The 22,333-nt window shown below is 62.4% G+C and carries 20 protein-coding genes; 11 read left to right on the top strand and 9 right to left on the bottom strand.

From position 1 onward, the window contains the following. Nucleotides 1-5: 5 nt before the first annotated feature. From ybaK to NYQ88_RS16170, 3 genes are all read right to left on the bottom strand, one after another. Nucleotides 6-479 (bottom strand): Cys-tRNA(Pro) deacylase, encoded by a 474-nt coding sequence (gene ybaK / locus NYQ88_RS16180; protein WP_275652140.1) that lies wholly within the window; start codon nucleotides 477-479, stop codon nucleotides 6-8. A 198-nt stretch (nucleotides 480-677) separates the two neighbouring features. Further along, nucleotides 678-1,967: an L-rhamnose catabolism isomerase gene (gene rhaI, locus NYQ88_RS16175; protein WP_275652139.1), complete on the bottom strand. Its 1,290-nt coding sequence runs from the start codon at nucleotides 1,965-1,967 to the stop codon at nucleotides 678-680. Nucleotides 1,968-2,217: 250 nt separating this feature from the next. Then, complete coding sequence (locus tag NYQ88_RS16170; RefSeq protein ID WP_275652138.1) at nucleotides 2,218-4,314, bottom strand: bifunctional rhamnulose-1-phosphate aldolase/short-chain dehydrogenase; 2,097 nt, start codon at nucleotides 4,312-4,314, stop codon at nucleotides 2,218-2,220. A gap of 178 nt (nucleotides 4,315-4,492) precedes the next feature. Here NYQ88_RS16170 and NYQ88_RS16165 point away from each other — a divergent pair, with 178 nt between their 5' ends. From NYQ88_RS16165 to rhaM, 6 genes are all read left to right on the top strand, one after another. Next, a complete protein-coding gene (locus NYQ88_RS16165; protein ID WP_275652137.1) occupies nucleotides 4,493-5,311 on the top strand; it encodes a DeoR/GlpR family DNA-binding transcription regulator in 819 nt (272 codons plus the stop codon). 26 nt (nucleotides 5,312-5,337) lie between these two features. Then, entirely contained in the window at nucleotides 5,338-6,324 is a 987-nt protein-coding gene (gene rhaS, locus NYQ88_RS16160; protein WP_275652136.1) for a rhamnose ABC transporter substrate-binding protein, read from the top strand. A gap of 209 nt (nucleotides 6,325-6,533) precedes the next feature. Beyond that, on the top strand, nucleotides 6,534-8,036 hold the full coding sequence (locus NYQ88_RS16155; RefSeq protein WP_275652135.1) for a sugar ABC transporter ATP-binding protein: 1,503 nt from the start codon (nucleotides 6,534-6,536) through the stop codon (nucleotides 8,034-8,036). Next, nucleotides 8,033-9,007, top strand: coding sequence for an ABC transporter permease (locus NYQ88_RS16150; protein WP_275652134.1), 975 nt, complete (start codon nucleotides 8,033-8,035; stop codon nucleotides 9,005-9,007). The genes NYQ88_RS16155 and NYQ88_RS16150 overlap by 4 nt, the downstream gene beginning before the upstream one ends. Further along, on the top strand, nucleotides 9,004-10,002 hold the full coding sequence (locus NYQ88_RS16145; protein ID WP_275652133.1) for an ABC transporter permease: 999 nt from the start codon (nucleotides 9,004-9,006) through the stop codon (nucleotides 10,000-10,002). Before NYQ88_RS16150 ends, NYQ88_RS16145 begins: the two co-directional genes overlap by 4 nt. Beyond that, nucleotides 9,999-10,331 (top strand): L-rhamnose mutarotase, encoded by a 333-nt coding sequence (gene rhaM / locus NYQ88_RS16140; RefSeq protein WP_275652132.1) that lies wholly within the window; start codon nucleotides 9,999-10,001, stop codon nucleotides 10,329-10,331. Before NYQ88_RS16145 ends, rhaM begins: the two co-directional genes overlap by 4 nt. 67 nt (nucleotides 10,332-10,398) lie before the next feature. Here rhaM and NYQ88_RS16135 read toward each other — a convergent pair whose 3' ends face one another. Beyond that, entirely contained in the window at nucleotides 10,399-11,661 is a 1,263-nt protein-coding gene (locus tag NYQ88_RS16135) for a DUF3422 domain-containing protein (RefSeq protein WP_275652131.1), read from the bottom strand. A 109-nt stretch (nucleotides 11,662-11,770) separates the two neighbouring features. Continuing rightward, nucleotides 11,771-12,625, bottom strand: coding sequence for an NAD(P)-dependent oxidoreductase (locus NYQ88_RS16130; RefSeq protein ID WP_275652130.1), 855 nt, complete (start codon nucleotides 12,623-12,625; stop codon nucleotides 11,771-11,773). A 218-nt stretch (nucleotides 12,626-12,843) separates the two neighbouring features. On the opposite strand from NYQ88_RS16130, the gene NYQ88_RS16125 reads away from it, so the two are divergent. The 3 genes from NYQ88_RS16125 to NYQ88_RS16115 all read left to right on the top strand — a co-directional run bounded on the left by NYQ88_RS16125 (nucleotide 12,844) and on the right by NYQ88_RS16115 (nucleotide 14,813). Further along, a complete protein-coding gene (locus tag NYQ88_RS16125) occupies nucleotides 12,844-13,272 on the top strand; it encodes a hypothetical protein (RefSeq protein WP_275652129.1) in 429 nt (142 codons plus the stop codon). A 116-nt stretch (nucleotides 13,273-13,388) separates the two neighbouring features. Then, nucleotides 13,389-13,727, top strand: coding sequence for an SH3 domain-containing protein (locus NYQ88_RS16120; protein ID WP_275652128.1), 339 nt, complete (start codon nucleotides 13,389-13,391; stop codon nucleotides 13,725-13,727). 87 nt (nucleotides 13,728-13,814) lie between these two features. Continuing rightward, on the top strand, nucleotides 13,815-14,813 hold the full coding sequence (locus NYQ88_RS16115) for an asparaginase (protein WP_275652127.1): 999 nt from the start codon (nucleotides 13,815-13,817) through the stop codon (nucleotides 14,811-14,813). A gap of 118 nt (nucleotides 14,814-14,931) precedes the next feature. Here the strand turns inward: NYQ88_RS16115 and NYQ88_RS16110 are convergent, their stop codons facing one another. Beyond that, nucleotides 14,932-16,263 carry a TIGR03808 family TAT-translocated repetitive protein gene (locus NYQ88_RS16110; protein WP_275652126.1) on the bottom strand — a complete coding sequence of 444 codons (1,332 nt, stop codon included), beginning with the start codon at nucleotides 16,261-16,263 and terminating at the stop codon, nucleotides 14,932-14,934. A 93-nt stretch (nucleotides 16,264-16,356) separates the two neighbouring features. Here NYQ88_RS16110 and NYQ88_RS16105 point away from each other — a divergent pair, with 93 nt between their 5' ends. Continuing rightward, nucleotides 16,357-17,868 (top strand): helicase HerA-like domain-containing protein, encoded by a 1,512-nt coding sequence (locus NYQ88_RS16105; RefSeq protein ID WP_275652125.1) that lies wholly within the window; start codon nucleotides 16,357-16,359, stop codon nucleotides 17,866-17,868. Nucleotides 17,869-17,871: 3 nt separating this feature from the next. Beyond that, on the top strand, nucleotides 17,872-18,423 hold the full coding sequence (locus NYQ88_RS16100) for a hypothetical protein (protein WP_275652124.1): 552 nt from the start codon (nucleotides 17,872-17,874) through the stop codon (nucleotides 18,421-18,423). A gap of 128 nt (nucleotides 18,424-18,551) precedes the next feature. Here NYQ88_RS16100 and NYQ88_RS16095 read toward each other — a convergent pair whose 3' ends face one another. The 3 genes from NYQ88_RS16095 to NYQ88_RS16085 all read right to left on the bottom strand — a co-directional run bounded on the left by NYQ88_RS16095 (nucleotide 18,552) and on the right by NYQ88_RS16085 (nucleotide 22,113). After that, nucleotides 18,552-19,106, bottom strand: coding sequence for a response regulator (locus NYQ88_RS16095; RefSeq protein WP_275652123.1), 555 nt, complete (start codon nucleotides 19,104-19,106; stop codon nucleotides 18,552-18,554). Between the two features lie 211 nt (nucleotides 19,107-19,317). Next, complete coding sequence (locus NYQ88_RS16090; RefSeq protein ID WP_275652122.1) at nucleotides 19,318-19,932, bottom strand: superoxide dismutase; 615 nt, start codon at nucleotides 19,930-19,932, stop codon at nucleotides 19,318-19,320. A 99-nt stretch (nucleotides 19,933-20,031) separates the two neighbouring features. Then, nucleotides 20,032-22,113, bottom strand: a complete 2,082-nt coding sequence (locus NYQ88_RS16085; RefSeq protein WP_275652121.1) for a S9 family peptidase — start codon at nucleotides 22,111-22,113, stop codon at nucleotides 20,032-20,034. Nucleotides 22,114-22,333: the final 220 nt, after the last annotated feature.

Here is a 22,333-nt window from a genome sequence, read left to right as displayed (position 1 = left end):
CCTGGTTATCGAACGAGGTCGGCCAGCGTACACTTGAGTGCGGCGACGAGATCATCCGGACGGATGCGGATCTGAAGACCGCGCTGGCCGCCGTTGATGAAGATTTCCTCGTGCAGGGTCGCGAGTTCGTCGAGGGCAGTCGGCACCGCCTTGCGCTGGCCCAAGGGACTGATTCCGCCCACTTTATAGCCCGTGAGACGTTCGGCGTCGGCGGGCTTCATCATATGGGCCGACTTGCCGCCCAGCGCCGCTGCGAGCTTTTTCATATTCACCTCCTCGTCGGAGGGGACGATGGCGCAGATCGGCTTGCCGTCGAGCTCGGCCATCAGCGTCTTGAAGACCTGGTCGGGCGAAACCCCCATGGATTCAGCAGCTTGCAACCCCACGCGCTCGGCGTTGGGGTCGTACTCATAGGTGGCGAGGGTAAAGGCGACATTGGCCTTGCCGAGAGCCAGGGTGGCAGGTGTTGTTTTCGACATGGGCCCTTTTTAGGTCATGGCGGCAAAAGCTCAAGTGTCCGCGTCTGGTGAGCAGAGCGGGGAGTTGGTTAGCAGACTGTTAGCGTTGAGCGCCGCCGGACGCGAAACGCGCTACTGGACATGTGAAAGGCCCGGTGCAACCACCGGGCCTTTCCTCCGTCGCTCGGGAGGAGCGCTGGAAACTCGTGTTCAAGTCGATCAGACGATGCCGCCCGAGCCACCCTCGACAGCAGGACGGATGTCGGCAACCTTGGCGCGATAGCCCGAGGCGCGATAGGTGGCGAGCGGGTCGATGGCGCCACCCTGTTCGAGGCGCGCCATGGCGAGGATCGGCTCGACATCGGTGCGGAATGCTTTTCGCAGTTCCTGTGTAGCGGCCAGCGCATCGTTGGCATTTTGAGCGGCCAGAAGCGAAACGCGATCGACCAGCAGCGCCTGTGCATAGGAGCGCTGAACGTCGGAGGCCGACAGCATCAGCGACTCGATCGGGTCGGTGACATTGTGGCTCTGGTCGAGCATGTGGGCCGGGTGGAAATTCTCGTCCCGACTTTCGATGTCGACCAGCTCGTTGAAAACGAGGAACAGGCGGTAGGGATCGATCGAGCCGGCGTCGAGATCGTCGTCGCCATATTTGCTGTCGTTGAAGTGGAAGCCGCCGAGCTTGCCGAACTGGGCAAGGCGCGAGACGATCATCTCGATATTGACGTTGGGCGCATGGTGGCCGAGGTCAACCAGGCAGAGCGCCTTGTCGCCGAGCTCCTTGGCGATCATGTAATTGGTGCCCCAATCCTGCACGACCGTCGAATAGAAAGCCGGCTCGTACATCTTGTGTTCGGTATAGACGTGCCAGTCGTCGGGCAGGGCGGCGTAGATGGTTTTGGCCGAGTCGAGATAATTGGCGAACTGATCGGCGAAATTGACCTGGCCGGGGAAGTTGGAGCCGTCGCCGATCCAGATGGTGAGGGCCTTCGAACCGATGGTCTTGCCGATCTCGATACATTCGAGATTGTGCTCGATGGCCTGGTTGCGGGTCGCCTTGTCATAGGCGGAGAGTGAGCCGAACTTGTAGCTCAGCAACTGCCCCTTGGCGTCCGAGAAGGTGTTCGAGTTCATCGCGTCAAAACCGAGGTTGAACCGGCTGGCGGCCTGCTTGAGGCGGTTCGGATCGGCCTTGTCCCACGGGATATGCAGCGAGATGGTGCGCGTGGCCTGGGTCAGCTGGGCGATGACGGCGCAATCTTCGATCTTGTCGAAGATATCGCGCGGCTCACCCTTGCCGGGGAACTTGGCAAAGCGCGTGCCGCCCGTGCCGACGCCCCAGGAGGGGACGGCGACGGAGAAGGCCGCCACCTTGTCCTTGATCGCGTCGATGGAGACGCCGCGACGGTCGAGGCGCTCGCCAAGGGAGACGTAGTCGGCATGCAAATCATCGACGCGCGTGGCGTTTTCAGCTTCGAGCGTGGATAGGTCGATGATGTATTCGGTCATTTGTGGGTCCTCCCCCGAAAATTGTGGCTCTCACCCCCCACCCCGACCCTCCCCACAGGGGGGGAGGCTGACTGATGAGACAGCGCCTACCAAAGTCCCCCTCATCCGGCGCTGTGCGCCACCTTCTCCCTCGAGGGGAGAAGGGAGGCTCGGTGCCTCCCTATTCGCGGTGCTCGCCCTCTCCCCCTTGAGGGAGAGGGTAGATCGCGCGGAGCGCGAGACGGGTGAGGGGGCCTTTCTTCTAATAAAACTACCGCGGGAACGACTGGGCGTTGCCGGCGTCGACGTTGAGGATGTTGCCGGTGGACTTTGCCGACGCTTCGGATGCGAAGAAGTAGATGGCTTCGGCGATGTCCTCGGGGAAGACCGAGCGCTTGAGCATGGAGCGCTGACGGTACATTTCTTCGAGACCGTCCTTGTCCGTCTTGTAGGTCGAGGCACGCTGCTCGAGCCATTCGCCGGCCCAGATCTTTGAACCGCGCAGCACGGCGTCTGGATTGACGACGTTGACGCGGATCTGGGCTTCAGCGCCTTCGAGCGCCAAGCACCGGGCGAGATGGATCTCGGCGGCCTTGGCGGTGCAATAGGCTGACGCGTTGGGGGAAGCGGCAAGGCCATTCTTGGAGGCCACGAAGACGACATTGCCGCCGATTTTCTGGTGGCGGAAGAGGCGGAACGCCTCGCGCGACACGAGGAAGTAGCCGGTGGAGAGGATGTCCATGTTCTTGTTCCACAATTCGAGCGAGGTGTCCTCGATCGGTGCGGAAGAGGCGATGCCGGCGTTGGAGACCAGGATGTCGAGCCCGCCAAATTCCACCACGGCATGGGCGAAGCCGGAAATGACTGTTTCTTCCTGGGTGACGTTGATTTTTACGGGCCGGACGAAGTCGGCGCCAAAGACGGAGCCAAGCTCCTCCGTGGCAGCGGCGAGTGCGGTCTCGTCGATATCGGCGAGGACGACACAGGCGCCTTCGCGCAGCAGTCGGGCAGCGGTCGCCTTGCCGATGCCGCCGGCGCCGCCGGTGACGATGGCAATTTTGCCGGCAAGCGACTTCGGCTTGGGCATGCGCTGGAGCTTGGCTTCTTCAAGCAGCCAATATTCGATGTCGAAGGCTTCCTGCTCGGGCAGGCCCTGATATTCCGAAACGGTTGAGGCGCCGCGCATCACATTGATGGCGTTGACGTAGAACTCGCCGGAAATGCGGGCGGTAGCCTTGTCCTTGGCAAAGGTGATCATGCCGACGCCGGGGATCAGATAGACCACGGCATTGGGATCACGGATGGCTGGGGAGTTGTCGTGCTTGCAGCGGTCGTAATAGGCCGCGTAGTCGGCGCGATAATCGGCCACCTGCTGGTCGAGGCCGGCGATGACGGCATCAACGTTCGGATTGGCGGGATCGAAGTCGATGACCAGCGGACGGATCTTGGTGCGCAGGAAATGGTCGGGGCAGGAGGTGCCCAGCGCCGCCAGCGGACGGAGATTGTTGGAATTGACGAATTCGAGGACGGCAGCGCTGTCGTCGAAATGGCCGAGTTTAAAACTGTCTTCGGAGATGAAGCCGCGGATCTTTGGCATGAGGCGCGCGGCGACGGCGCGGCGGGCCTTAGCGTCGAGCGAGGAGACAGCCTGGCCACCGAAAATGGTCTTGCCCTCGGTCTCTTTCTCAAACCACTCGATGGCCTGATTGATGATGGCAATGGTGGTCTCGTAGCATTCCTTGGGGGTGTCGCCCCAGGTGAAGAGGCCGTGGCTTTCGAGGATGGCGCCCTTGGCACTGGGGTTCTCGAGGGCGAATTTTTCGAGCCACAGGCCCAGTTCGAAACCGGGCTTTTTCCAGGGTAGCCAGCCGATGGTGTCGCCGAAAATCTGCTGGGTCAGCTCGCGCGAATTCTTCGAGGCGGCAATGGCGATGATCGCGTCCGGATGCATGTGATCGACATAGGGCCGGTTCACATAGGCATGGAGCGGGGTGTCGATGGAGGAGGCGCGTGGATTAAGATTGAAGGTGGCGTGGGGGAGGTAGCCCACCATCTCGTCTTCGAATTCGACGCCGCGATAAAGGCCCTTGAGGGCCCTCAGCTTGTCCATATAGAGCGTGGCAAAGCCATCGAGTTTGATCGAGGCATTGTCGCCGCCCGAGCCCTTGACCCAGAGTACTTCGACGTCCTGGCCGGTCAGCGGATCCTTCTGCCAGATCTTCGAGGAGGTGTTGCCGCCACCATAATTGGTGACCCGCTTGTCCGAGCCGAGCAGGTTCGAGCGGTAGACGAGACGCTCCGGCTCGGTCATGGATGCGGCCTTGGCATCATCCCAGAGATTGGCAAGGCGCTTGGGCGCGGTGGACATGGAAATTCCTCCCAGAAACTGCGGCGAGATGGGCTCGAAAGAACCAGAGAACGATACACAGTGTCAATCACAAACGATCATTTGCCGTCACTTCTGATCGGTGGTGACCGAAAATGGTGGAAACACGATTGACTCCGCTCGGGATTGATGGAAGCAAATAGTGTCAGGGAGTTTTAGCTTGCACGAAACAGAACGGCATCGGGTCATTATCGCTGCGGTACAGTCTCGGCCGGTCATTACCGTCGCCGAATTGTGCGAGATTACTGGCTCGTCCGAAGCAACCATTCGGCGCGATATTGGTGCGCTCGATGTGCAGGGCAAGCTGCGGCGGGTGCGCGGCGGGGCCGAGGCGATCAATCCGCCGGCCCAGGGCGAACTGATGGGACGGCCGTTTTCCGTCAATGAAACGCTCAATATCAAGCAGAAGCGCGCAATTGCCCGCGCAGCTGCCGAGATGTGCCGGGATGGCGAGCCGATCATCATCAATGGCGGCACGACGACCTATCAGATGGTGCATTTCCTCACCGGCAAGCGGGTCAGCGTTTTCACCAATTCCTTCGCCATTGCCGAATTCCTGATCCACAATTCGCGCTGCTCGGTGGTGATCCCCGGGGGCACCGTCTATCGCGAGCAGAACGTCATCCTCTCGCCGTTCGGCGGGGTGGTGGCGAGCCATTTTTACGCCAAGCGCATGTTTATCGGCTGCCAGGGGATCGGGCCGCATGGCCTGATGGAGGCCGACCCCATGGTCGTGCAGTCTGAACTGGCGCTGATCGGGCAGGCCGACGAGGTGATCGTCCTGGCCGATTCTACCAAATTTTCGGGACGCTCGAGCCTCATCCTGTGTGGGCTCGACCGAATTTCCGCTGTCATCACAGACAGCGGTATCCGCGACGAAGACCGCCAGATGCTGGAGACGGCAGGTGTGAGGCTTATCGTGGCGGACGCGACGACAGCGGCCGAGGTGGAGGAAGACCTGGCCGAGGCGACACTTTGATCTGATTTTTCTTGGGAGGAACGAGAATGAAAGTCTGGAAACTGCTTGCCGCAACCGCGACGGCTGCCGTGCTGCTGGCGACGCCCGCCATGGCGCAGACCCGTATCGCGCTGGTCGTCAAATCGTTGGGTAATGGCTTTTTCGACGCCGCCAACAAGGGCGCCCAGGAAGCTGCAGCCGAAATCGGCGATATCGAAGTGATCTACACCGGCCCGACCACGGCCACCGCCGAAGCCCAGATCGAAGTGGTCAATTCGCTGATCGCCCAGCAGGTCGACGCCATTGCCATCTCGGCCAATGACCCGGACGCGCTGGTGCCGGCGCTGCAGCGCGCCATGGAGCGCGGCATCAAGGTGGTGTCGTTTGATAGTGGCGTTGCCGAAGCCGGTCGCCAGATCCACCTCAACCCGTCCGATATCGATCTGATCGGCGAAACCATCATCAAGCTGGCGGCGGACTATCTGCCTGAGGGCGGCGACGTCGCCATTCTCTCGGCCGCTTCGACCGCGACCAACCAGAATGCCTGGATCGAGGCCGCCAAGGCGGTCATTCCGGAAAAATTCCCCAATATCAATCTCGTCGCCACCGTCTATGGCGATGACGACAGCGTGAAATCGACCGAAGAGGCCCGTGGGCTGATTGCAGCTTATCCTGATCTCAAGGCCATCATCGCTCCGACCACGGTGGGTGTTGTGGCCGCGGCGCAGGTGGTGACCGACCAGAACCTCATCGGCAAGGTCAATGTCACCGGGCTCGCGCTGCCGTCCGAGTTCAAGCAGTTCATCGACAATGGCGCGAGCCAGGCGGTGGCGCTGTGGAACCCGATCGACCTCGGCTATTCGGCCGTGTTCCTGGCCAAGGCGCTGGTCGATGGCGAGGAAGCGGCTCCGGGCGCGACCTTCTCCATCGGCAAGGTGGGCGAAGTGACGCTGGACGACACCAATGCCGCCGCCATGGCCGCGCCGTTCCAGTTCGACAAGTCCAATATCGAAGAGTTCTCCAAGATCTACTGATCGCCGGGGGGCGATAGGCGGGGGCCGCGGATTTCCGTGGCTCCCGTCACCCCACCACCTCTCCCTTGGGGGAGAGGTCGACGCGTAGCGTCGGGTGAGGGGGCCTTTTCACGAGGCGGGAAGGCCCCCTCACCCTAACCCTCTCCCCCAAGGGGAGGGGACCGGATCGCGCGCACTGGCCGCCCAGTGCGCCCCAGGACACTTCCATCATGACCGAACCCATCCTCACCCTTTCCGGCATATCCAAGAGCTTTCCCGGCGTGCGGGCACTGCATGAGGTGGCGCTGGAGCTTTATCCCGGCCAGGTAACCGCGCTGATCGGGGAGAATGGCGCGGGAAAATCGACCTTGGTGAAAGTGATGACCGGCATCTACCAGCCGGACGCCGGCGTAATCCGGGTGGGCGGAAAAGTGGTGCGCCTGCCGACCGCGCATTCGGCGTCGGCGGCGGGGATTACGGCGATCCATCAGGAAACCGTGCTGTTCGATGATCTGAGCGTAGCGGAAAACATCTATCTCGGCCATGCGCCAAAGACGCGCTTCGGGATGATCGACTGGAAGACGATGCGGCGCGAGGCGCAGCTGACGCTCGATTCCATGGCGGCCGGGATTGATGCTGATATGCCGCTCAAGGAGCTGGGCATTGCCAAGAAGCACCTCGTGGCGGTGGCGCGGGCGCTGAGCGTTGATGCGCAGGTGGTCATCATGGATGAGCCGACCGCGGCGCTCAGCCAGAAGGAAATCGAGGAGCTTTATGTGCTCGTCGAGCTCTTGAAAAAGGACGGCAAGGCCATCCTCTTCATCTCCCACAAATTCGATGAAATCTATCGCATCGCCGACCGCTACACCGTGTTCCGCGATGGCGAAATGGTGGGTAAGGGGATGATCGCCGACACGCCCCAGGGCGAAATCGTGCGCATGATGGTGGGGCGCTCGGTCGACCAGATTTTTCCCAAGCGTGAGACCGCGATCGGGGAGCCCGTGCTGGCGGTCGAGGGGCTGGGCCATCCAACCGAGTTCGAGAATATCTCCTTTGCGGTGCGCAAGGGCGAGATACTGGGTTTTTACGGGCTCGTTGGCGCGGGGCGCTCCGAGGTGATGCAGGCCGTGTTCGGCATGACGCCGGTTTCGGCGGGCAGCATGACGCTCGAGGGCAGGGCCATTGCGCCCAAATCCCCGGCCGACGCGGTGGAGGCCGGGATCGTCTATGTGCCCGAAGAGCGCGGCAAGCAGGGCGTCATTACCGGCGAGCCCATTTTCAAGAATGTCTCGCTCCCCAGCCTTGGTAAGACCAGCCGGTCCGGCTTTCTGCGCATGGCGGAAGAGTTCAAGCTTTCGCGCACTTATACGGGGCGGCTGGATCTGCGCGCCTCATCGCTCAGCCAGAATGTGTCGACGCTTTCGGGGGGCAATCAGCAGAAGGTGGTTATCGCCAAGTGGCTGGCAACGCTGCCGAAAGTGATCATTCTCGATGAGCCGACCAAGGGGATTGATATCGGCTCGAAAGCGGCGGTGCATGAATTCATGGGCGAACTGGTGGCGCAGGGGCTCAGCGTCATCATGGTCTCGTCCGAACTCCCCGAAATTTTGGGTATGAGCGACCGGATTGTGGTGATGCGCGACGGGCTGGTGGTGGACACATTGGTCAATGACGGGCTTGCGCCGGAACCGCTGGTGCGGCTGGCCGCGGGCATTGTGGAGGACGCGGCATGAACCGGCTTCTGAGAACCCGCGAACTCTGGTTGGCGCTGGCCATTCTCGCCGTGCTGGTGCTGGTGACGATCCGCTTTCCGCGCTTTGCCCAGCCGGGCAATCTGCTGACCATTTTCAACGACACGTCCATTCTGATGATGCTGGCGCTGGGGCAGATGGCGGTCATTCTGACCCGCTCCATTGACCTGTCCATGGCGTCGAACCTAGCGCTGACCGGCATGATCGTCGCCATGGCCAATGCGGCATTTCCGATGGTCCCGATCCCGCTGTTGATAGCGGCCAGTATCGCAATTGGCGCGGGGCTGGGGGCGTTCAACGGCGTGCTGGTGTGGAAGCTCGATATTCCGCCCATCGTGGTGACGCTGGGGACCCTCACGATTTTTCGCGGACTGGTGTTCGTGATTTCGGGCGGGGCCTGGGTCAACGCGGCGCAGATGAGCCCGGATTTCATCCAGCTCCAGCGCGGGGCGTTTCTGGGGCTGCCGATCTTGAGTTGGTTTGCCATTGTGGTGGCGGCGCTGGTTTTTGTGCTGATGACGCGCACGCCGCAGGGCCGGGCGTTTTACGCCATCGGCGTCAATCCGACGGCCTCGGTCTATACCGGCATCAATGTGGGGCAGACTAAATTCTGGGCCTTCGTGCTCTCCGGGGCCATTTCCGGGCTCTGCGGCTATCTCTGGATTTCCCGCTATGTGATCGCCTCGGTGGAAGTGGCGAGTGGCTATGAGCTGACCATTATCGCCGCCTGCGTGATCGGCGGGGTGTCGATCGCCGGGGGCATCGGCACGGTGGCCGGGGCGCTTCTGGGGGCGCTGTTCCTCGGTGTCGTGAACAACGCGCTGCCGGTGATCGGCGTCTCCCCGTTCTGGCAGATGGCGATCTCGGGGGCCGCGATCCTGATCGCGGTGGTGCTCAATGCGCGCGGGGAAACGCGGAAGGGCCGGGTGATTTTGAAGAGGGCTTCCGCATGACTGACACCACGCACACCCGTCATCTGCCGGATCGGCTGGATAGTCCCGTTCGGGCGGCGGTGTTGAGTTGGGAGAGCCTGTTGGTGCTGGTGGCGGTGGCGATCTTTGTCGCCAATTCCTTTGCCTCGCCCTATTTCCTCAATGCCTGGAGCCTGTCGGATCTGACGTTCAATTTCACCGAAAAGGCGATCATTGCGCTGGCGATGGCGCTGGTGATTATCACCGGGGAGATTGATCTTTCGGTGGCGTCAATCATTGCGCTGGCCTCGACGCTGATGGGGCTGGCGCTGCAGTTTGGGGCGGATACGCCCATGCTGGTGGCGGTGGGCGTGGCGGTCGGCATTGCCTGCGGGGCGTTTAACGGGTTTCTGGTGACGGGGCTGAAACTGCCGTCCATCGTCGTCACCATCGGCACGATGAGCCTATTTCGCGGGATCGCTTACATCATCCTCGGGGACCAGAGTTTTAAGGGCTATCCGGCGAGTTTTTCCTGGTTCGGGCAGGGCTATGTCTGGTGGGTGATCTCGTTCGAGCTGGTGCTGTTCCTGGTCGCGGCGGTGATCTTTTATGTGCTGCTGCACCATACCAATTTCGGGCGACGGGTGTTCGCCATCGGCAATAATGCGACGGCGGCGCAGTTTTCCGGCGTGCGGGTGGACCGGATCAAATTCGTGCTGTTCTGCCTCACGGGGCTCATGAGCGGGATCGCCGCTGTGCTGCTGACGGCGCGGTTGGGCTCGACCCGGCCCTCGATTGCGCAGGGGTTTGAGCTCGAGGTGATCACCATGGTGGTGCTGGGCGGGGTGTCGATCCTGGGTGGATCGGGCTCGATCATCGGGGTGGTGCTGGCCGCGCTGATCATGGGGCTCGTCACCTTCGGGCTGGGGCTGCTCAACGTGCCGGGGATTGTGATGTCGATTTTCATCGGGGCGCTGCTGATCGTGGTCATCGCGCTGCCGATCCTTTTCAAAATGTGGAAGCAGCGCACGGCATGATCAGAGACGGCAATTACGAGAAACACGCCTTCAAGATGAAGCTCAATCCGGGCATGGCGGAAGAATACAAGAAGCGCCATGACGAGATTTTCCCCGAGCTGGTGGATCTGCTGCACGAGGCGGGGGTGAAGGATTATTCGATCCATCTCGACGAGGAGACGAATATTCTTTTTGGGGTTTTGTGGCGCCGGGTCGACCACTCAATGGACGCGCTGCCGCAGACCGCGGTGATGAAGCGCTGGTGGGCACATATGGCGGATGTGATGGCGACGAACGAGAAGAACGAGCCGCTGTCGGTGGATCTGGTGCCGATGTTCTGGATGAAGTGAGGGAACCCCCTCCTAACCTCCCCCTGAGAAGGGGGAGGGACGCAACTGCGTGGCCGGAACGGGTCGCCTAGTGCTTGTCGTGGGAATTGCGGATGTAGCGGACCATGGCCCAGACGGCGACGAGGACGAAGGGGGCGGCCAGGGACAGGGTCATGGTCTTGTCCCAGTTGAGCTGGGCGAGAGGGCCGGCCAGCGCGTAGCTGATGATCCCGAGCAGGTAATAGCTGATGGCGATGGTCGACAGACCCTCCACAGTACGCTGCAGGAGGAACTGGCTGCGGGCGGTGCGGGCGATATTGTCGAGCAGTTTGGCGTTCTGCACCTGCATGTCGACGCCAATGCGGACATTGAGCATGCCGACGGCGCGCTCGATCTTTTCGGAGACCACCTGCAGGCGCTTTTCCATGGCGGCACAGGTGGCCAGCCCCGGATCAACGCGATTGCCGATGTAGTGGGTGAGCGTCGAGCCGCGCGGCGTCGAATTCTCACGCAGATTGGTCAGGCGCCGACGCAGCACGTCGCCATAGGCCTGGCCTGCTGCAAAGCGATAGCCCAGCCGCTCCGAGAGCTGACCCGACCGCACCGAAAGGGCGTGCAGGGCGTCGAGCGCTGCCTGAATGTCCTTTGGCGTGATCGCCTCCGAGAGGCTCTCGATCTGAGCGGTCAGTTCAAGCTCGATGCTGCGCAACTCCGGCCCGGTTTCCCGGGCGAGGGGAAGGCCGAGCAGGGCCATCGTGCGATAGGTCTCGACCTCGAGGAGGCGGCGGACCACGATCGAACGGCGCAGCTGGGTCAGGCGTCCGGCGGCGAGCTCGAAGCGAATAAAACTGTCTTCATCGGCAACAAAGTCGGTGGCGACCTGGGCATTGCCGCTTTCGATATCGGGCAGGCAGAGGCTGGCGAGATCAAAGCCCGGGACCATGGCATCGGGGATCGTCGGCTGGTCGGTGACATCGATGCGCATGGCGCCGATCAGCAGGCCATCGGAAATGGCAGACAGACCAATGTCGTCGGGCCAGTTTTCCCAATCCTCGAGATCGCTCCGCCAGGTGATGGTGATGAATTCGGTATGGAATTCCCAGGTGACGTGGTGCGCCGCGGTATTGAAACTGTGCTGGCGTGTTGTGGCGCTGGGCGAGGGGTGGCCGGCCTCGCAGCAGAAGGCGGTGAATGCATCGAAGACGCGCATCATCGCGCCCGAAACGGACGGCATGACAAAGACCAGCCGTCGCAGGCGGCTCGGGCCGGCGATGATATCGATGGGGCGTGCATGGACCTCGTCCATGATGGCCTGGCGATAGGGGTGCTCTGTCAACGTGAGGCGCGGCATGGTCTGGTCCTAAGTGCCCGATGAAATGGGCAGGGGGACAGAGTGTGTGACCCGGCCCCCCGATGGCAATAAGACCTTATGGCAAAAGGCTGCGACAGATTCGCCGGACTTATTGATGGCGCCAGCTATATTGGGGCGAATAGCCCAGCATGCGCTTGGCTTTTTCGACCGAGAGCAGGGTGGAGTTGGTCGAGATATTGCCCTTCTGCTCGACGCCGGGAAAGACTTCGGCGAGGAGAGAGGCGCTCGAGCGGCTCATGACCGAGTCGGCATTGGCGATGATGAAGGCCTCAAAACCCTTGAAATCAGCGAGGATGGCGCGGCGCACGGCCTGGGCGCCGTCGCGGGCGTCGATATAGCCCCAGAGGTTCCACTTGCGGGCATTGGGATCGCTGTCGAACTTGGGGAAGGCCGCGTAGTCTTCGGGATACATGACGTTGGAAAAGCGCAGGCCAACCATGCGCAGCTCCGGATCCCAGCGGCAGAACTGGGCGGCCATGGTTTCGTCGACGAGCTTTCCGAGCGAATAGGCGCTCTCGGGGCGGGGAAAATATTCTTCGTCCACGGGCGCATAGGGCGGGGGCGTGTCGAAGGGCAGGCCGAGCACGGTCTCGCTTGAGGCAAAGACCACGTTCTTGATGCCGGCGAGGCGGCAGGCCTCGAAGATATTGTAGGTCGCCGAGACATTGTTGGTGAAGGTGCGGGCATTGGCGGCAAGGCCTGGCGCTGGAATTGCCGCAAGGTGCACCACGGCATCGAAAGGACCGCCGCGCTCGTCGATCCCGCCCATGACGGCAGCGGCGACTTCGCCGAAATTGGAGAGGTCGATCTTCACGCTCGGGCAGATTGCCTCTTGAGGCGGCGCCTGGTCGAGATTGAGAACCGAATTGCCATGGGCGACGAGGTCGCGAAGGACCGCCCGCCCCAGCTTGCCGCTGCCGCCGGTCACCAAAATCCTTGCCATAGCCGAACCTCCTCATTTTGCAGGCGGATTTGCCGCCACTCCCTGGCGCAAGACTATGCCGCTTCGCCCCCTCTGCCAATCGGCAGCGGCTAAACGGGAGATGAACGCCGGCCTCAGGCGGAGTTCAAAGCACTGGCACCATTCTCTCGTTCAAGGCCGACCGGGGAGGTCGGTGGGGCGGCCGCGAGGGGCGGACGCCAGCGAAATGGAGATGGACCATGAACAAGGGACTAGCACTTTTCGTCTGCGCCGGGCTTGTCAGCCTCGTTGCCACCCTGCCGAGCGCCGCCCAGCGCGCTGCGGGTAACAACTTTCCGAACCAGCGCATCATGCCGACGCAAGAGACCAATTGCGCAGATGACATGGGGCACATGCGCTCGGTGCGCCATGCCGATATCGCCGCCATCAATGGCCAGCGCGTGGCGCTGATCCCGGTCTGCGAGGATCTCAGTGTTGCAGGCAAGAATGCTTACGGCGCGCTCTTCGTGAACGGCAATGTCAATCATTTGAGGGGCCCAATCGGGCAGAACGTCACCCTGATGGGGGCATTGGCCGCGCGTGGTTATGACGAGCAGGATGTGGTGTCGCTGCGCTTCGGCGGCGGCAACAGCGTCGTGCTCTATGTCTATCAGCGGGACGCTAACTGAGCTTTCCGATCCGGGCGTTCGGCATGAACGCATTCTGAACGCCCGGATCAGGAAGGGTTCAAATCGGATCATTAGAGTGGGGATCAACACAGCGATCTCCAGAGGGGGGCGACGCCATGAACAGGACACAGGAAAAATTGCTGGTTGCAGGGCTTTGCGGGATTGTCATCACCGCCGCAGCCGCCTTTACCATCCAGCCCGCCACGGCCGCCGGATATGACGTCGACCAGATGGCCCGCGTGTCCAATGTCGCCCGCTGGGACGTGCTCAATGTGCGCAAATGGCCCGCCAGCTATTCGCAGAAGGTGGGCGCGCTCAAGCCGGGCGCGCAGGTCTGGGTCGAGCGCTGCATCGAAGTCGAGGCCAGCGCCGACTGGTGCCTGGTCGATGGCAATTATACGCGTGGTTGGGTCAACGCGCGCTACCTCACCCCAGGGGCCGACTGGGACGTCTGATCGGCCAGACTTGCCTCCTCCCATGCATTGACTTTTCCGGTCTGGCGCTGTTCCACAAGAGCAGTTCTGGACCGGAGTTTTTTTGTCATGGATGCCAATCCCGTTCTCGCTGAAGTGGTGCGCGGCAATTGGGTGGAGAACCGGCACCGGGGCGCCTTTGTGGTGATGGACGCGGACGGGCAGATCATCGCCTCCGCTGGAGATATCGAGCGGCCGGTGTTTCCGCGCTCGGCGATCAAGTCCATGCAGGCGCTGGCCATGTTCGACCGCCACGCCATCGAGAAATTCCACCAGACGAGGGAAGAACTGGCGCTGGCCTGCGCCTCGCACCATGGCGAGGAAGCGCATGTGTCGGGTGTCAGCCATTTCCTCGATCGCATGGGGCTTTCCGTGGCCGATCTCGAATGCGGCGCGCATATGCCGACCAATGGCGTGGCGCGCGAGGCGGTGCGTGTGTCGGGGCAGGGGCCGAGTGCGCTGCACAATAATTGCTCGGGCAAGCATGCCGGCATGTTGAGCGTGGCGCTGGCCATGGGCGTACCGACCAAGGATTATGTCAGCCGCGAGCATGATGTGCAGCGGGCGGTGCGCGCGAGCGTGGAGGCGGTGATCGGCGAGAGCCTCACGGAAGATCGGTGCGGCACCGATGGCTGTTCCATCCCCACCTGGGCGGCGCCGCTGCGGGCCTGGGCGCTCGGTTTTGCGCGCATGAGTTCGGGCAAGGGGCTCGATGCCGGACACGCGGCCGCGGCGACGGCGCTGTTTGATGCGGCGACCAGCCATCCCCATCTCGTGGCCGGGACGGGCCACTTCGATACGGTCGTGATGGAGGCCTTTGGCGGGCGGGTCATGCAGAAAGTGGGCGCCGATGGCGTGCAATGCGGCGCAATTCGCGACAAGGGCTGGGGCTATGCGCTCAAATGCGATGACGGGCACATTGCGGCCAGCCAGGCGATGATCGCGGCAGTGCTACTGAAATATGCCGATCCGGATGCGGCGCAGATTGCGGTGCTGGAGAAGTTTGCGCGGCAGGATGTGAAGAGTGTGCGCAAGGCAGTGATCGGGGAATTGCGCGCGGTGGTGTGAGGGGGAGAGTTACCCCCACCTAGCCTCCCCCTGATAGGGGGAGGGACGGATCGAGTTTTGGCGAAGATCGAGGGCCACGATGGGCTCCTCCCCCTATCAGGGGGAGGTTGGGTGCGGGTCAGTTCACCCGCACATGCCCATATCTGCTCGCATTCCCGATGAGATCCCGCTCGGAAATCTCGGTCCAGCGCATGCCGACGATGTCGCCTTCGGTGGCGCCGGAGACGAGGTTGCCGGAAAGGGTGACGGCCCCAACGCCTTCCACGACGCTGACGCCGATGCCGATGGCGCTGTCGGCGACGATATTGCCGGCCAAGGCGACATTGCGGAGGTAGGGGCCCCAGCCACCGATGATGCCGGCGCCGGGGCTGTTGGAAACGAGATTACCGGTGACCGCGACTTCGGCTTCGACCAGAATGCCGATCGGGCGGGTGTCCGGATTGACCTCTGAGCGCGGGAAAATATTGCGCACGATATTGCCGGCGCAGGTGGCGATCTGTCCGCCAGTGTCGAGATTGGTGATGGCAATGCCGGTGGCGGCGCCGTCGATGACATTGTCCGAGACGATCGAGCCGGAAAAGCCGAACTCGGAAAAGATCGCCACTTCACCCGAGTTGAAGCAGAGATTGCCCGTGACCTGGCAATTGTGTGTGGTGTTGAGGCGCACGGCGGTGAAGGCGCAGTCGGCGATGTGGTTGTCGGCGACGATCACCTGATCGGCCAGATAGACATTGATGCCATTGCCGTTCTGGCCATTGCCGCCGCCACGCCAGTCTATGGTGCGGATGCGATTATTCGTGACGATTGAGCCATCCGGACCGTTTTCGGAACGCCAGATACGCACGCCCGCATTGCCGCATTTTTCGATTGAATTGCCGGTGACGATGACACCAAGACTGTCCACGGAGTGAATGGCGGCGTCGCCATGGCCGGAGAAATCGCAGTCGCGAATGGTGGCGGCAGAGGTGCGCAGGCCCAGCGCAATGGCCGGGCTGTCGCGGAACTGGCAGCGCTCGATGGTGATGCCGGTAGAGCCCTCAAACCCGAGGAGCGGCGCGTCGCCGCTGTCGCCGGTAAAGCCGATATCGCGCAGCACGATGCCGGATTGGCCCGAGGCGGAGGCAGCCATGCCGCCCGAGGTGATGAGCCAGGTGGCGCCCGGAACCCCTTCGATGAGGATATTGCTGGGGAGGCGCAGGCTCGACACAAGGAACCGGCCGGCGGGCAGGGTGAGACGACCGTTGGCGCCGTCGATGGCCGCCTGCAGCGCCGATGTCTGGTCGGTGGTGCCATCGCCGACGAGGCCGGTCTGGGCGTGCGCGGCAAGGGGCAGGCTGGCGGCGAGCCCGGCAAGACCGGCGACAAAAAGGCGGCGATTGGGGGCGGTGAGATTGCGCATAAAGACAGTGTGGCGGCAAACTGCGGTGGCGGCGAGCAAAAGCGCGTGCATTGGTGAACAGCTGCCTGCAGGGCTTGCCTTGTTTGCTTCACCCTTGCCCGGCTATAAACTCGGCACCATTGCAGACTGACACAGGTGATATTCATGCTCGTCGACGACAAGATCTATCTCGGGACGAGCGACCGGCCGGAATATCTGGCCCTCAAATATGGCAATCGCCACGGGCTGATCACGGGTGCGACGGGTACCGGCAAGACTGTCACACTGCAGGTGCTGGCCGAGGGCTTTGCTGCCGCGGGCGTGCCGGTCTTTGCGTCGGACATCAAGGGCGACCTCTCGGGCATTTCCAAGATGGGTCAGGCCCAGAAATGGCAGAGCGAGCGCGCCGAAGTCATCGGCTTTGACGATTTCCGCGACGATGTGTTTCCGGTGATGTTCTGGGATTTGTTCGGCAAGCAGGGCCATCCGGTTCGCGCTACGATCTCGGAAATGGGCCCGGTGCTGCTGAGCCGCATCCTCGATCTCAACGATACCCAGGAAGGCGTGCTCAATATCGCTTTCCGCGTCGCCGATGACGATGGCCTGCTGCTGCTCGATTTGAAGGATCTGCGGGCGCTGCTGACCAATGTGCAGGAGCGGGCCAAGGAAATTTCCGGACGCTATGGCAATGTGACGACGGCATCGATTGGCGCGATCCAGCGCGCCTTGCTGGTGCTGGAAACGCAGGGCGCGGATCATTTCTTCGGTGAGCGCGCGCTCGAAATCGCTGACCTCATGCGCACCGACACGGACGGGCGCGGCTTTGTATCCATTCTGGCCGCCGACCAGCTGATGCAGTCGCCGCGGCTTTATTCGACCTTCCTGCTGTGGCTCCTCTCCGAGCTGTTCGAGGAGCTGCCGGAAGTGGGCGACCTCGACAAGCCCAAGCTGGTGTTCTTTTTTGACGAGGCGCATCTGCTCTTTGACGACGCGCCCAAGGCGCTGATCGACAAGGTGGAGCAGGTGGTGAAACTCATCCGCTCCAAGGGTGTCGGCGTCTATTTCGTGACGCAGAACCCGGTCGATATTCCCGAAAGCGTGCTGGCCCAGCTCTCCAATCGCGTCCAGCACGCGCTGCGCGCCTATACGCCGCGCGAGCAGAAGGCTGTGAAGGTGGCGGCCGATACGTTCCGGCCCAATCCGGCCTTTTCGACGGCCGAGGTGATTACCCAGATGGGGATCGGCGAGGCGCTGGTTTCGGTGCTGGAGGACAAGGGCATCCCCTCGATGGTCGGGCGCACGCTGATCCGTCCGCCGTCGGCGCAGGTCGGTCCGATCGGTCCGGCAGAGCGCGAGGCCATCGTCGCCAATTCGCCTGTCGGCGGGCTCTACGATACCGAGATTGACCGCGAATCCGCGTTTGAAATCCTGCAGCGGCGGGCGCGCGAGCGTCAGCTGGTGGAAGAGCGCAACAAGCTTGAGGAAGCCGACCGCAAGGCGGCCGAGGCGCGGGCCAAGGAAATGGAGCGCCTGCAGCGCGCCAACCAGCCGCGGCGTACGTCGACGCGGCAGACGCCAACGGAGGCGGCGGTCAATTCCTTCGCCCGCACCGTGGCCAATAAGCTCGGCAATGCACTGGTGCGGGGCATTCTCGGCGGCCTCTCGGGGAAGCGATAGTCCATGACCAGTATCAGCTCGACCGGCCCGACCATTGGTGTTTTTGCCTCCGACAAGGGGCCGGGCGATCCGGAACGGTCGAGCCTGATGACCCAGGTTGGCACGCTGTTTGCGCGCCGGGGCGCCAGGCTGGTGTGCCTGGCCGAAAAGGGTGTCATTCCGGTGCCGCTGGTGACGGCGGCGCGGGCGGCGGGTGGCGCGGTGGAAATCCTGGCCGACGAGAGCATTGTGCTGCCCCCGGCACTCAGCGGCGTGCCGATCACGGTGCTGCCCGAGCGCGACGATCGCTATCGCCGCATGGGAGAGCTGTCCGCTATGTTTGTGGCGCTGCCGGGATCGCTGGCGTCGACCTCGGCGCTCTTTACCTGCTGGGCGCTGTCAAAGCCCAAGCCGGTGGTGATGCTCAACCGGCACCGCGCCTTTGAAGTGGTCCGCGGCTTTGCCGGGGATGTGATGTCCCACTCGGTGCCGGGGTTCGACAAGAATCTGCAGTTTGCCGAGACGGTCGAGGATTTGTGGAACAAGGTCGCCTGGGTCGGCGAGCAGAAGCGGTAGGGGGAAGGAGATGCCCCCACCTAATCTCCCCCTGATAGGGGGAGGAACAGATCGAGTTTGCACCGCGGCCGGAGAGCCACGCGTGGATCCCTCCCCCTATCAGGGGGAGGCCAGGAGGGGGTGATTTCTCAGGCCAGCGGCTCGAGCCCGGGGTGGCGAGGCTTGCGGCGGTCGGGGAAGAGGGGGATGACGTTGTCGCCATTGCGGCGGGCCGGGTGCGGCTGTGGCGCGGGCAGGGCGGCGCGATTGCGGCGGTCGGGGCCGCGATAGCCGCCCAGGGTAGCGCCGACGACGCTGCGATTGATCAGCCGGGCCTGAACGCGCTGCAGGAGATGGCGCGGCGACATCGGCTTGACCACCACTTCATCGATGCCGGCGCTGATCGCCTGATGGCGCATCGGCGGGGTGATGGCGCGGGTGAGCGCAATGACGGGCAGATCGCGCGAGATAAAGCTCGGGTCGAGGCGGATGGCTTCAACCATTTCATAGGCCGGGCGGCCTTCGCGATCGAAATCGACAACCAGAAGATCGAGCGGAGCGATCCGCATATAGGCGAAGAGCTCGGCTTCGCTTTCGAAGGGCCGGATACGCAGGCGCGAGTCGCCGGCCAGGACCATGGACAATACGGCCGACAAGGCCGGATTTGCGGCCAGCATGGCGACGGTTTTCGGCCTTTGAGTCAAATCAGTCCCCTAGTTGGTAAAGGTTTCGTTAACACGGCCCAACCGGGGTGAGAAGAGAGCGGTTCGTTTCCGCCAAACTATTCCGAGATAAAGTAAACCCGCCGACCTGTTTGGAGGCGGCGGGTTCGATGGATCGGGATCGTGGCTCACGTCGCCCCCTCCCAGCGTCCCCTTTCAAGGGGAGGTGCCGGGCGGAGCGTGCGGCGCGATCTTAGGCCGAAGCTTCTTCGAACATGTGCTCGACGTGTTCCCAGTTCACCAGATTGTCGAACCAGGCTTCGAGGTATTTCGGACGGGCGTTGCGGTAGTCGATGTAATAGGAGTGCTCCCAGACGTCGACGCCGAGCAGCGGCTTGCCGCCATGAACCAGCGGCGACTCGCCATTGGCGGTCTTGGTGACTTCAAGCTTGCCGCTCTGGTTGTTGAGCGAGAGCCATGCCCAGCCCGAACCGAACTGGGTGGTGCCGGCATTGATGAAGTCGGCGCGGAACTTGTCGAAACCGCCGAGGTCTTCGTCGATCTTGGCAGCCAGCTTGCCCGGCAGGGACGTGCCGCCGCCATTGGGCTTCATCCAGTTCCAGAAATGGACGTGGTTGTAGTGCTGGCCGGCATTGTTGAAGAGGCCGGCGTTCTTGCCAAAGCTCTCCTTGACGATGTCTTCCAGCGGCAGGATTTCGAGACCCGAACCCTCAAGCAGCTTTTCGCCGTTGGTCACATAAGCCTGATGGTGCTTGTCGTGATGGAACTCGAGCGTTTCGGCGGACATGTAGGGGCCGAGCGCATCATAGGCGTAGGGCAGGGGCGGAAGGGTGAACTTGGTGGTCATGGAAGCCTCCATTGGTGAACAGGATGACGCTGGCGGTAAACCGTAATGATGCCAGTGGTATAAGCCCATCGAAGGGTCGCAACAATCAGCCCCGAAGAACTAAGTGTCCAATCCGACGCAATTTAGGGCAAAGGCGTAGCACTGCGCGGTCTCCTTGAGACGGTCGAAGCGACCCGAAGCGCCGCCGTGGCCTGCGCTCATATTGGTCTTGAGGTACAATGGCGCGGTGCCCGTTCCGGTTGCGCGCAGCCGCGCGACCCATTTGGCCGGCTCCCAATAGGTGACGCGCGGATCGGTGAGACCGGCGAGCGCGAAAATCGGCGGATAGGCCTGGGCCGAAACCGCCTCATAAGGCGCGTAGGCCGCGATGCGATTGTAATCCTCGGCGGAGGTAATCGGATTGCCCCATTCGGGCCATTCCGGCGGGGTGAGGGGCAATGTGTCGTCGAGCATGGTGTTGAGCACGTCGACGAACGGCACTTGGGCGATGATGCCGGCCCACAGATCGGGGCGGAGATTGGCGATGGCGCCCATCAGCATGCCGCCGGCCGAACCGCCCTGCGCGACAATTCTGCCCTTCTGCGTATAGCCAGCAGCGATCAGCGCCTCGCCGGCGGCGATGAAGTCACCAAACGTGTTGGGCTTGTGTTCGCGACGGCCGTTTTTGTACCAGGCATAGCCCTTCTCCATGCCGCCCCGGATATGGGCGACGGCATAGACAAATCCACGATCGACCAGCGACAGGACAGAGACCGAGAAGGCCGCCGGCATGGACATGCCATAGGCGCCATAGCCGTAGAGCAGCGCCGGGTTGGTGCCGTCGAGCGCGATGCCCTTTTTGTAGAGGAGGGTGACCGGCACATCGGCGCCGTCCGCCGCCTTGGCGAAGATCCGGCGCGTTTCATATTGCGCGGGATCGTGGCCGGAGGGCACTTCCTGGGTTTTGAGCAGGGTGCGCGCGCCGGTCGCGAGATCGACGTCGAAAACCTGGTTCGGCGTGGTCGGCGAGGAATAGGAGAGGCGGAACACGGTGGTGTCGAACTCGTAGCCGACTGACATGCCCAGCGCATAGGCCTCCTCGGCAAAGCCGACGACGTCTTCCTTTTCGGTCTGCAGATCGCGCACGACGATGCGTGGCAGACCATCCTCGCGCTCGAGGCGGAGGAGATGGTTTTTGAGGACGATCATATCGAGCACCAACACGCCGGGGCGGTGCGGCACGAGGTCGGTCCAGTTGGCGGCGTCGGGCGCATCGAGCGGCGCGGTGACGATCTTGTAGTCTTCGGCACCATCGACATTGGTGCGCATATAGAGAAGGCCATCGCGCTCCTCGACATCATATTCGCGGTCGACGAGGCGCGGAGCCACGAGACGCGGCTCGCCACCGGTTTCCGCGTCGATCAGCCAGACTTCGCTGGTCTGATGGTCATGGGCGTCGATGACGATGAACTTGTCGTTCTGAGTCTTGCCGACGCCGACAAAGAAGCCGGGATCCTTTTCCTCATAGATGATCGGGTCGGCATCCTGCGCCGTGCCAATGGTGTGGCGACGGATGCGGTAGGGCCGGTGGTTGTCATCATATTCGGTGTAGTAGATGGCGCTGGAGTCATTGGACCAGACATAGGAGCCGGCGGTGCCGGTGATGACTTCCGGGCTGTCCACGCCGGTCTCGAGGTCGCGGATGACGATGTCATAATATTCCGAGCCCGCGCGGTCGGCTGCCCAGGCGAGGTAGCGGTGGCTGGCGTTGTGGTCGGCGCCGGCAAAGCCGAAATAATCCTCACCGGCCTCGATATTGCAGTCGAGGAGGATGGTCTCTTCGCCACCGTCACGCGGGGTGCGCACCACGAGCGGGTACTGCTTGCCCTCGAGCATGCGTGAGTTATAGGCCCAGGGACCGTCGGGAGAGGCGACGCCGCTGTCATCTTCTTTGATGCGGCCTCGGATTTCCTTGTAGATCTTGTCCTGCAGCTCGGCTGTCGGCTTGCCGAACTGCTCTTCGTAATAAGAGTTCTCGGCCTCGAGATAGGCGCGGATTTCGCCGTCCAGCGTCTCGGGCTTCTGCATGACCTCCTGCCAGTTGTCGGCGCGCAGCCAGGCATAGTGGTCTTCGCGGGTGATCCCGTGATGGCTGTGGCTGTGCGGGACGCGCTTGGCGCGGGGAGGGGTAGCTTGGCTCATCTGGTCATCCGCATAATAAAGTGTCGTGCGAGGCTGCTCGTTGGATGCCGGCCCGCGCGAAAATGGCCCGTCAAATAGTGCTGTAACAAGCAGATAGGACCCTTGGGCGGCGAATGCCAGTGCCTTCGAATTCGAATCTTTTGTGTAGAAACCTCACAGAGGTCGATTACGCTTGTACCACGGGTCTCAAATTGTAAGGTCGGCCACCAGAAGTCATTGA

This window comes from Devosia sp. SD17-2 (assembly GCF_029201565.1).
Taxonomy (GTDB): Bacteria; Pseudomonadota; Alphaproteobacteria; order Rhizobiales; family Devosiaceae; genus Devosia.
The sequence above is the reverse complement of the archived record's forward strand: the minus strand, read 5'-3'. Positions and strand labels throughout refer to the sequence as shown.

What these genes read in the sequence shown, in the direction of transcription:
- ybaK (WP_275652140.1), bottom strand. Translation starts at nt 479, where the DNA reads ATGTCGAAAACAACACCTGCCACCCTGGCTCTCGGCAAGGCCAATGTC.
- rhaI (WP_275652139.1), bottom strand. Translation starts at nt 1,967, where the DNA reads ATGACCGAATACATCATCGACCTATCCACGCTCGAAGCTGAAAACGCC.
- NYQ88_RS16170 (WP_275652138.1), bottom strand. Translation starts at nt 4,314, where the DNA reads ATGTCCACCGCGCCCAAGCGCCTTGCCAATCTCTGGGATGATGCCAAG.
- rhaS (WP_275652136.1), top strand. Translation starts at nt 5,338, where the DNA reads ATGAAAGTCTGGAAACTGCTTGCCGCAACCGCGACGGCTGCCGTGCTG.
- NYQ88_RS16155 (WP_275652135.1), top strand. Translation starts at nt 6,534, where the DNA reads ATGACCGAACCCATCCTCACCCTTTCCGGCATATCCAAGAGCTTTCCC.
- NYQ88_RS16150 (WP_275652134.1), top strand. Translation starts at nt 8,033, where the DNA reads ATGAACCGGCTTCTGAGAACCCGCGAACTCTGGTTGGCGCTGGCCATT.
- NYQ88_RS16145 (WP_275652133.1), top strand. Translation starts at nt 9,004, where the DNA reads ATGACTGACACCACGCACACCCGTCATCTGCCGGATCGGCTGGATAGT.
- rhaM (WP_275652132.1), top strand. Translation starts at nt 9,999, where the DNA reads ATGATCAGAGACGGCAATTACGAGAAACACGCCTTCAAGATGAAGCTC.
- NYQ88_RS16135 (WP_275652131.1), bottom strand. Translation starts at nt 11,661, where the DNA reads ATGCCGCGCCTCACGTTGACAGAGCACCCCTATCGCCAGGCCATCATG.
- NYQ88_RS16130 (WP_275652130.1), bottom strand. Translation starts at nt 12,625, where the DNA reads ATGGCAAGGATTTTGGTGACCGGCGGCAGCGGCAAGCTGGGGCGGGCG.
- NYQ88_RS16125 (WP_275652129.1), top strand. Translation starts at nt 12,844, where the DNA reads ATGAACAAGGGACTAGCACTTTTCGTCTGCGCCGGGCTTGTCAGCCTC.
- NYQ88_RS16120 (WP_275652128.1), top strand. Translation starts at nt 13,389, where the DNA reads ATGAACAGGACACAGGAAAAATTGCTGGTTGCAGGGCTTTGCGGGATT.
- NYQ88_RS16115 (WP_275652127.1), top strand. Translation starts at nt 13,815, where the DNA reads ATGGATGCCAATCCCGTTCTCGCTGAAGTGGTGCGCGGCAATTGGGTG.
- NYQ88_RS16110 (WP_275652126.1), bottom strand. Translation starts at nt 16,263, where the DNA reads ATGCACGCGCTTTTGCTCGCCGCCACCGCAGTTTGCCGCCACACTGTC.
- NYQ88_RS16105 (WP_275652125.1), top strand. Translation starts at nt 16,357, where the DNA reads ATGCTCGTCGACGACAAGATCTATCTCGGGACGAGCGACCGGCCGGAA.
- NYQ88_RS16100 (WP_275652124.1), top strand. Translation starts at nt 17,872, where the DNA reads ATGACCAGTATCAGCTCGACCGGCCCGACCATTGGTGTTTTTGCCTCC.
- NYQ88_RS16090 (WP_275652122.1), bottom strand. Translation starts at nt 19,932, where the DNA reads ATGACCACCAAGTTCACCCTTCCGCCCCTGCCCTACGCCTATGATGCG.
- NYQ88_RS16085 (WP_275652121.1), bottom strand. Translation starts at nt 22,113, where the DNA reads ATGAGCCAAGCTACCCCTCCCCGCGCCAAGCGCGTCCCGCACAGCCAC.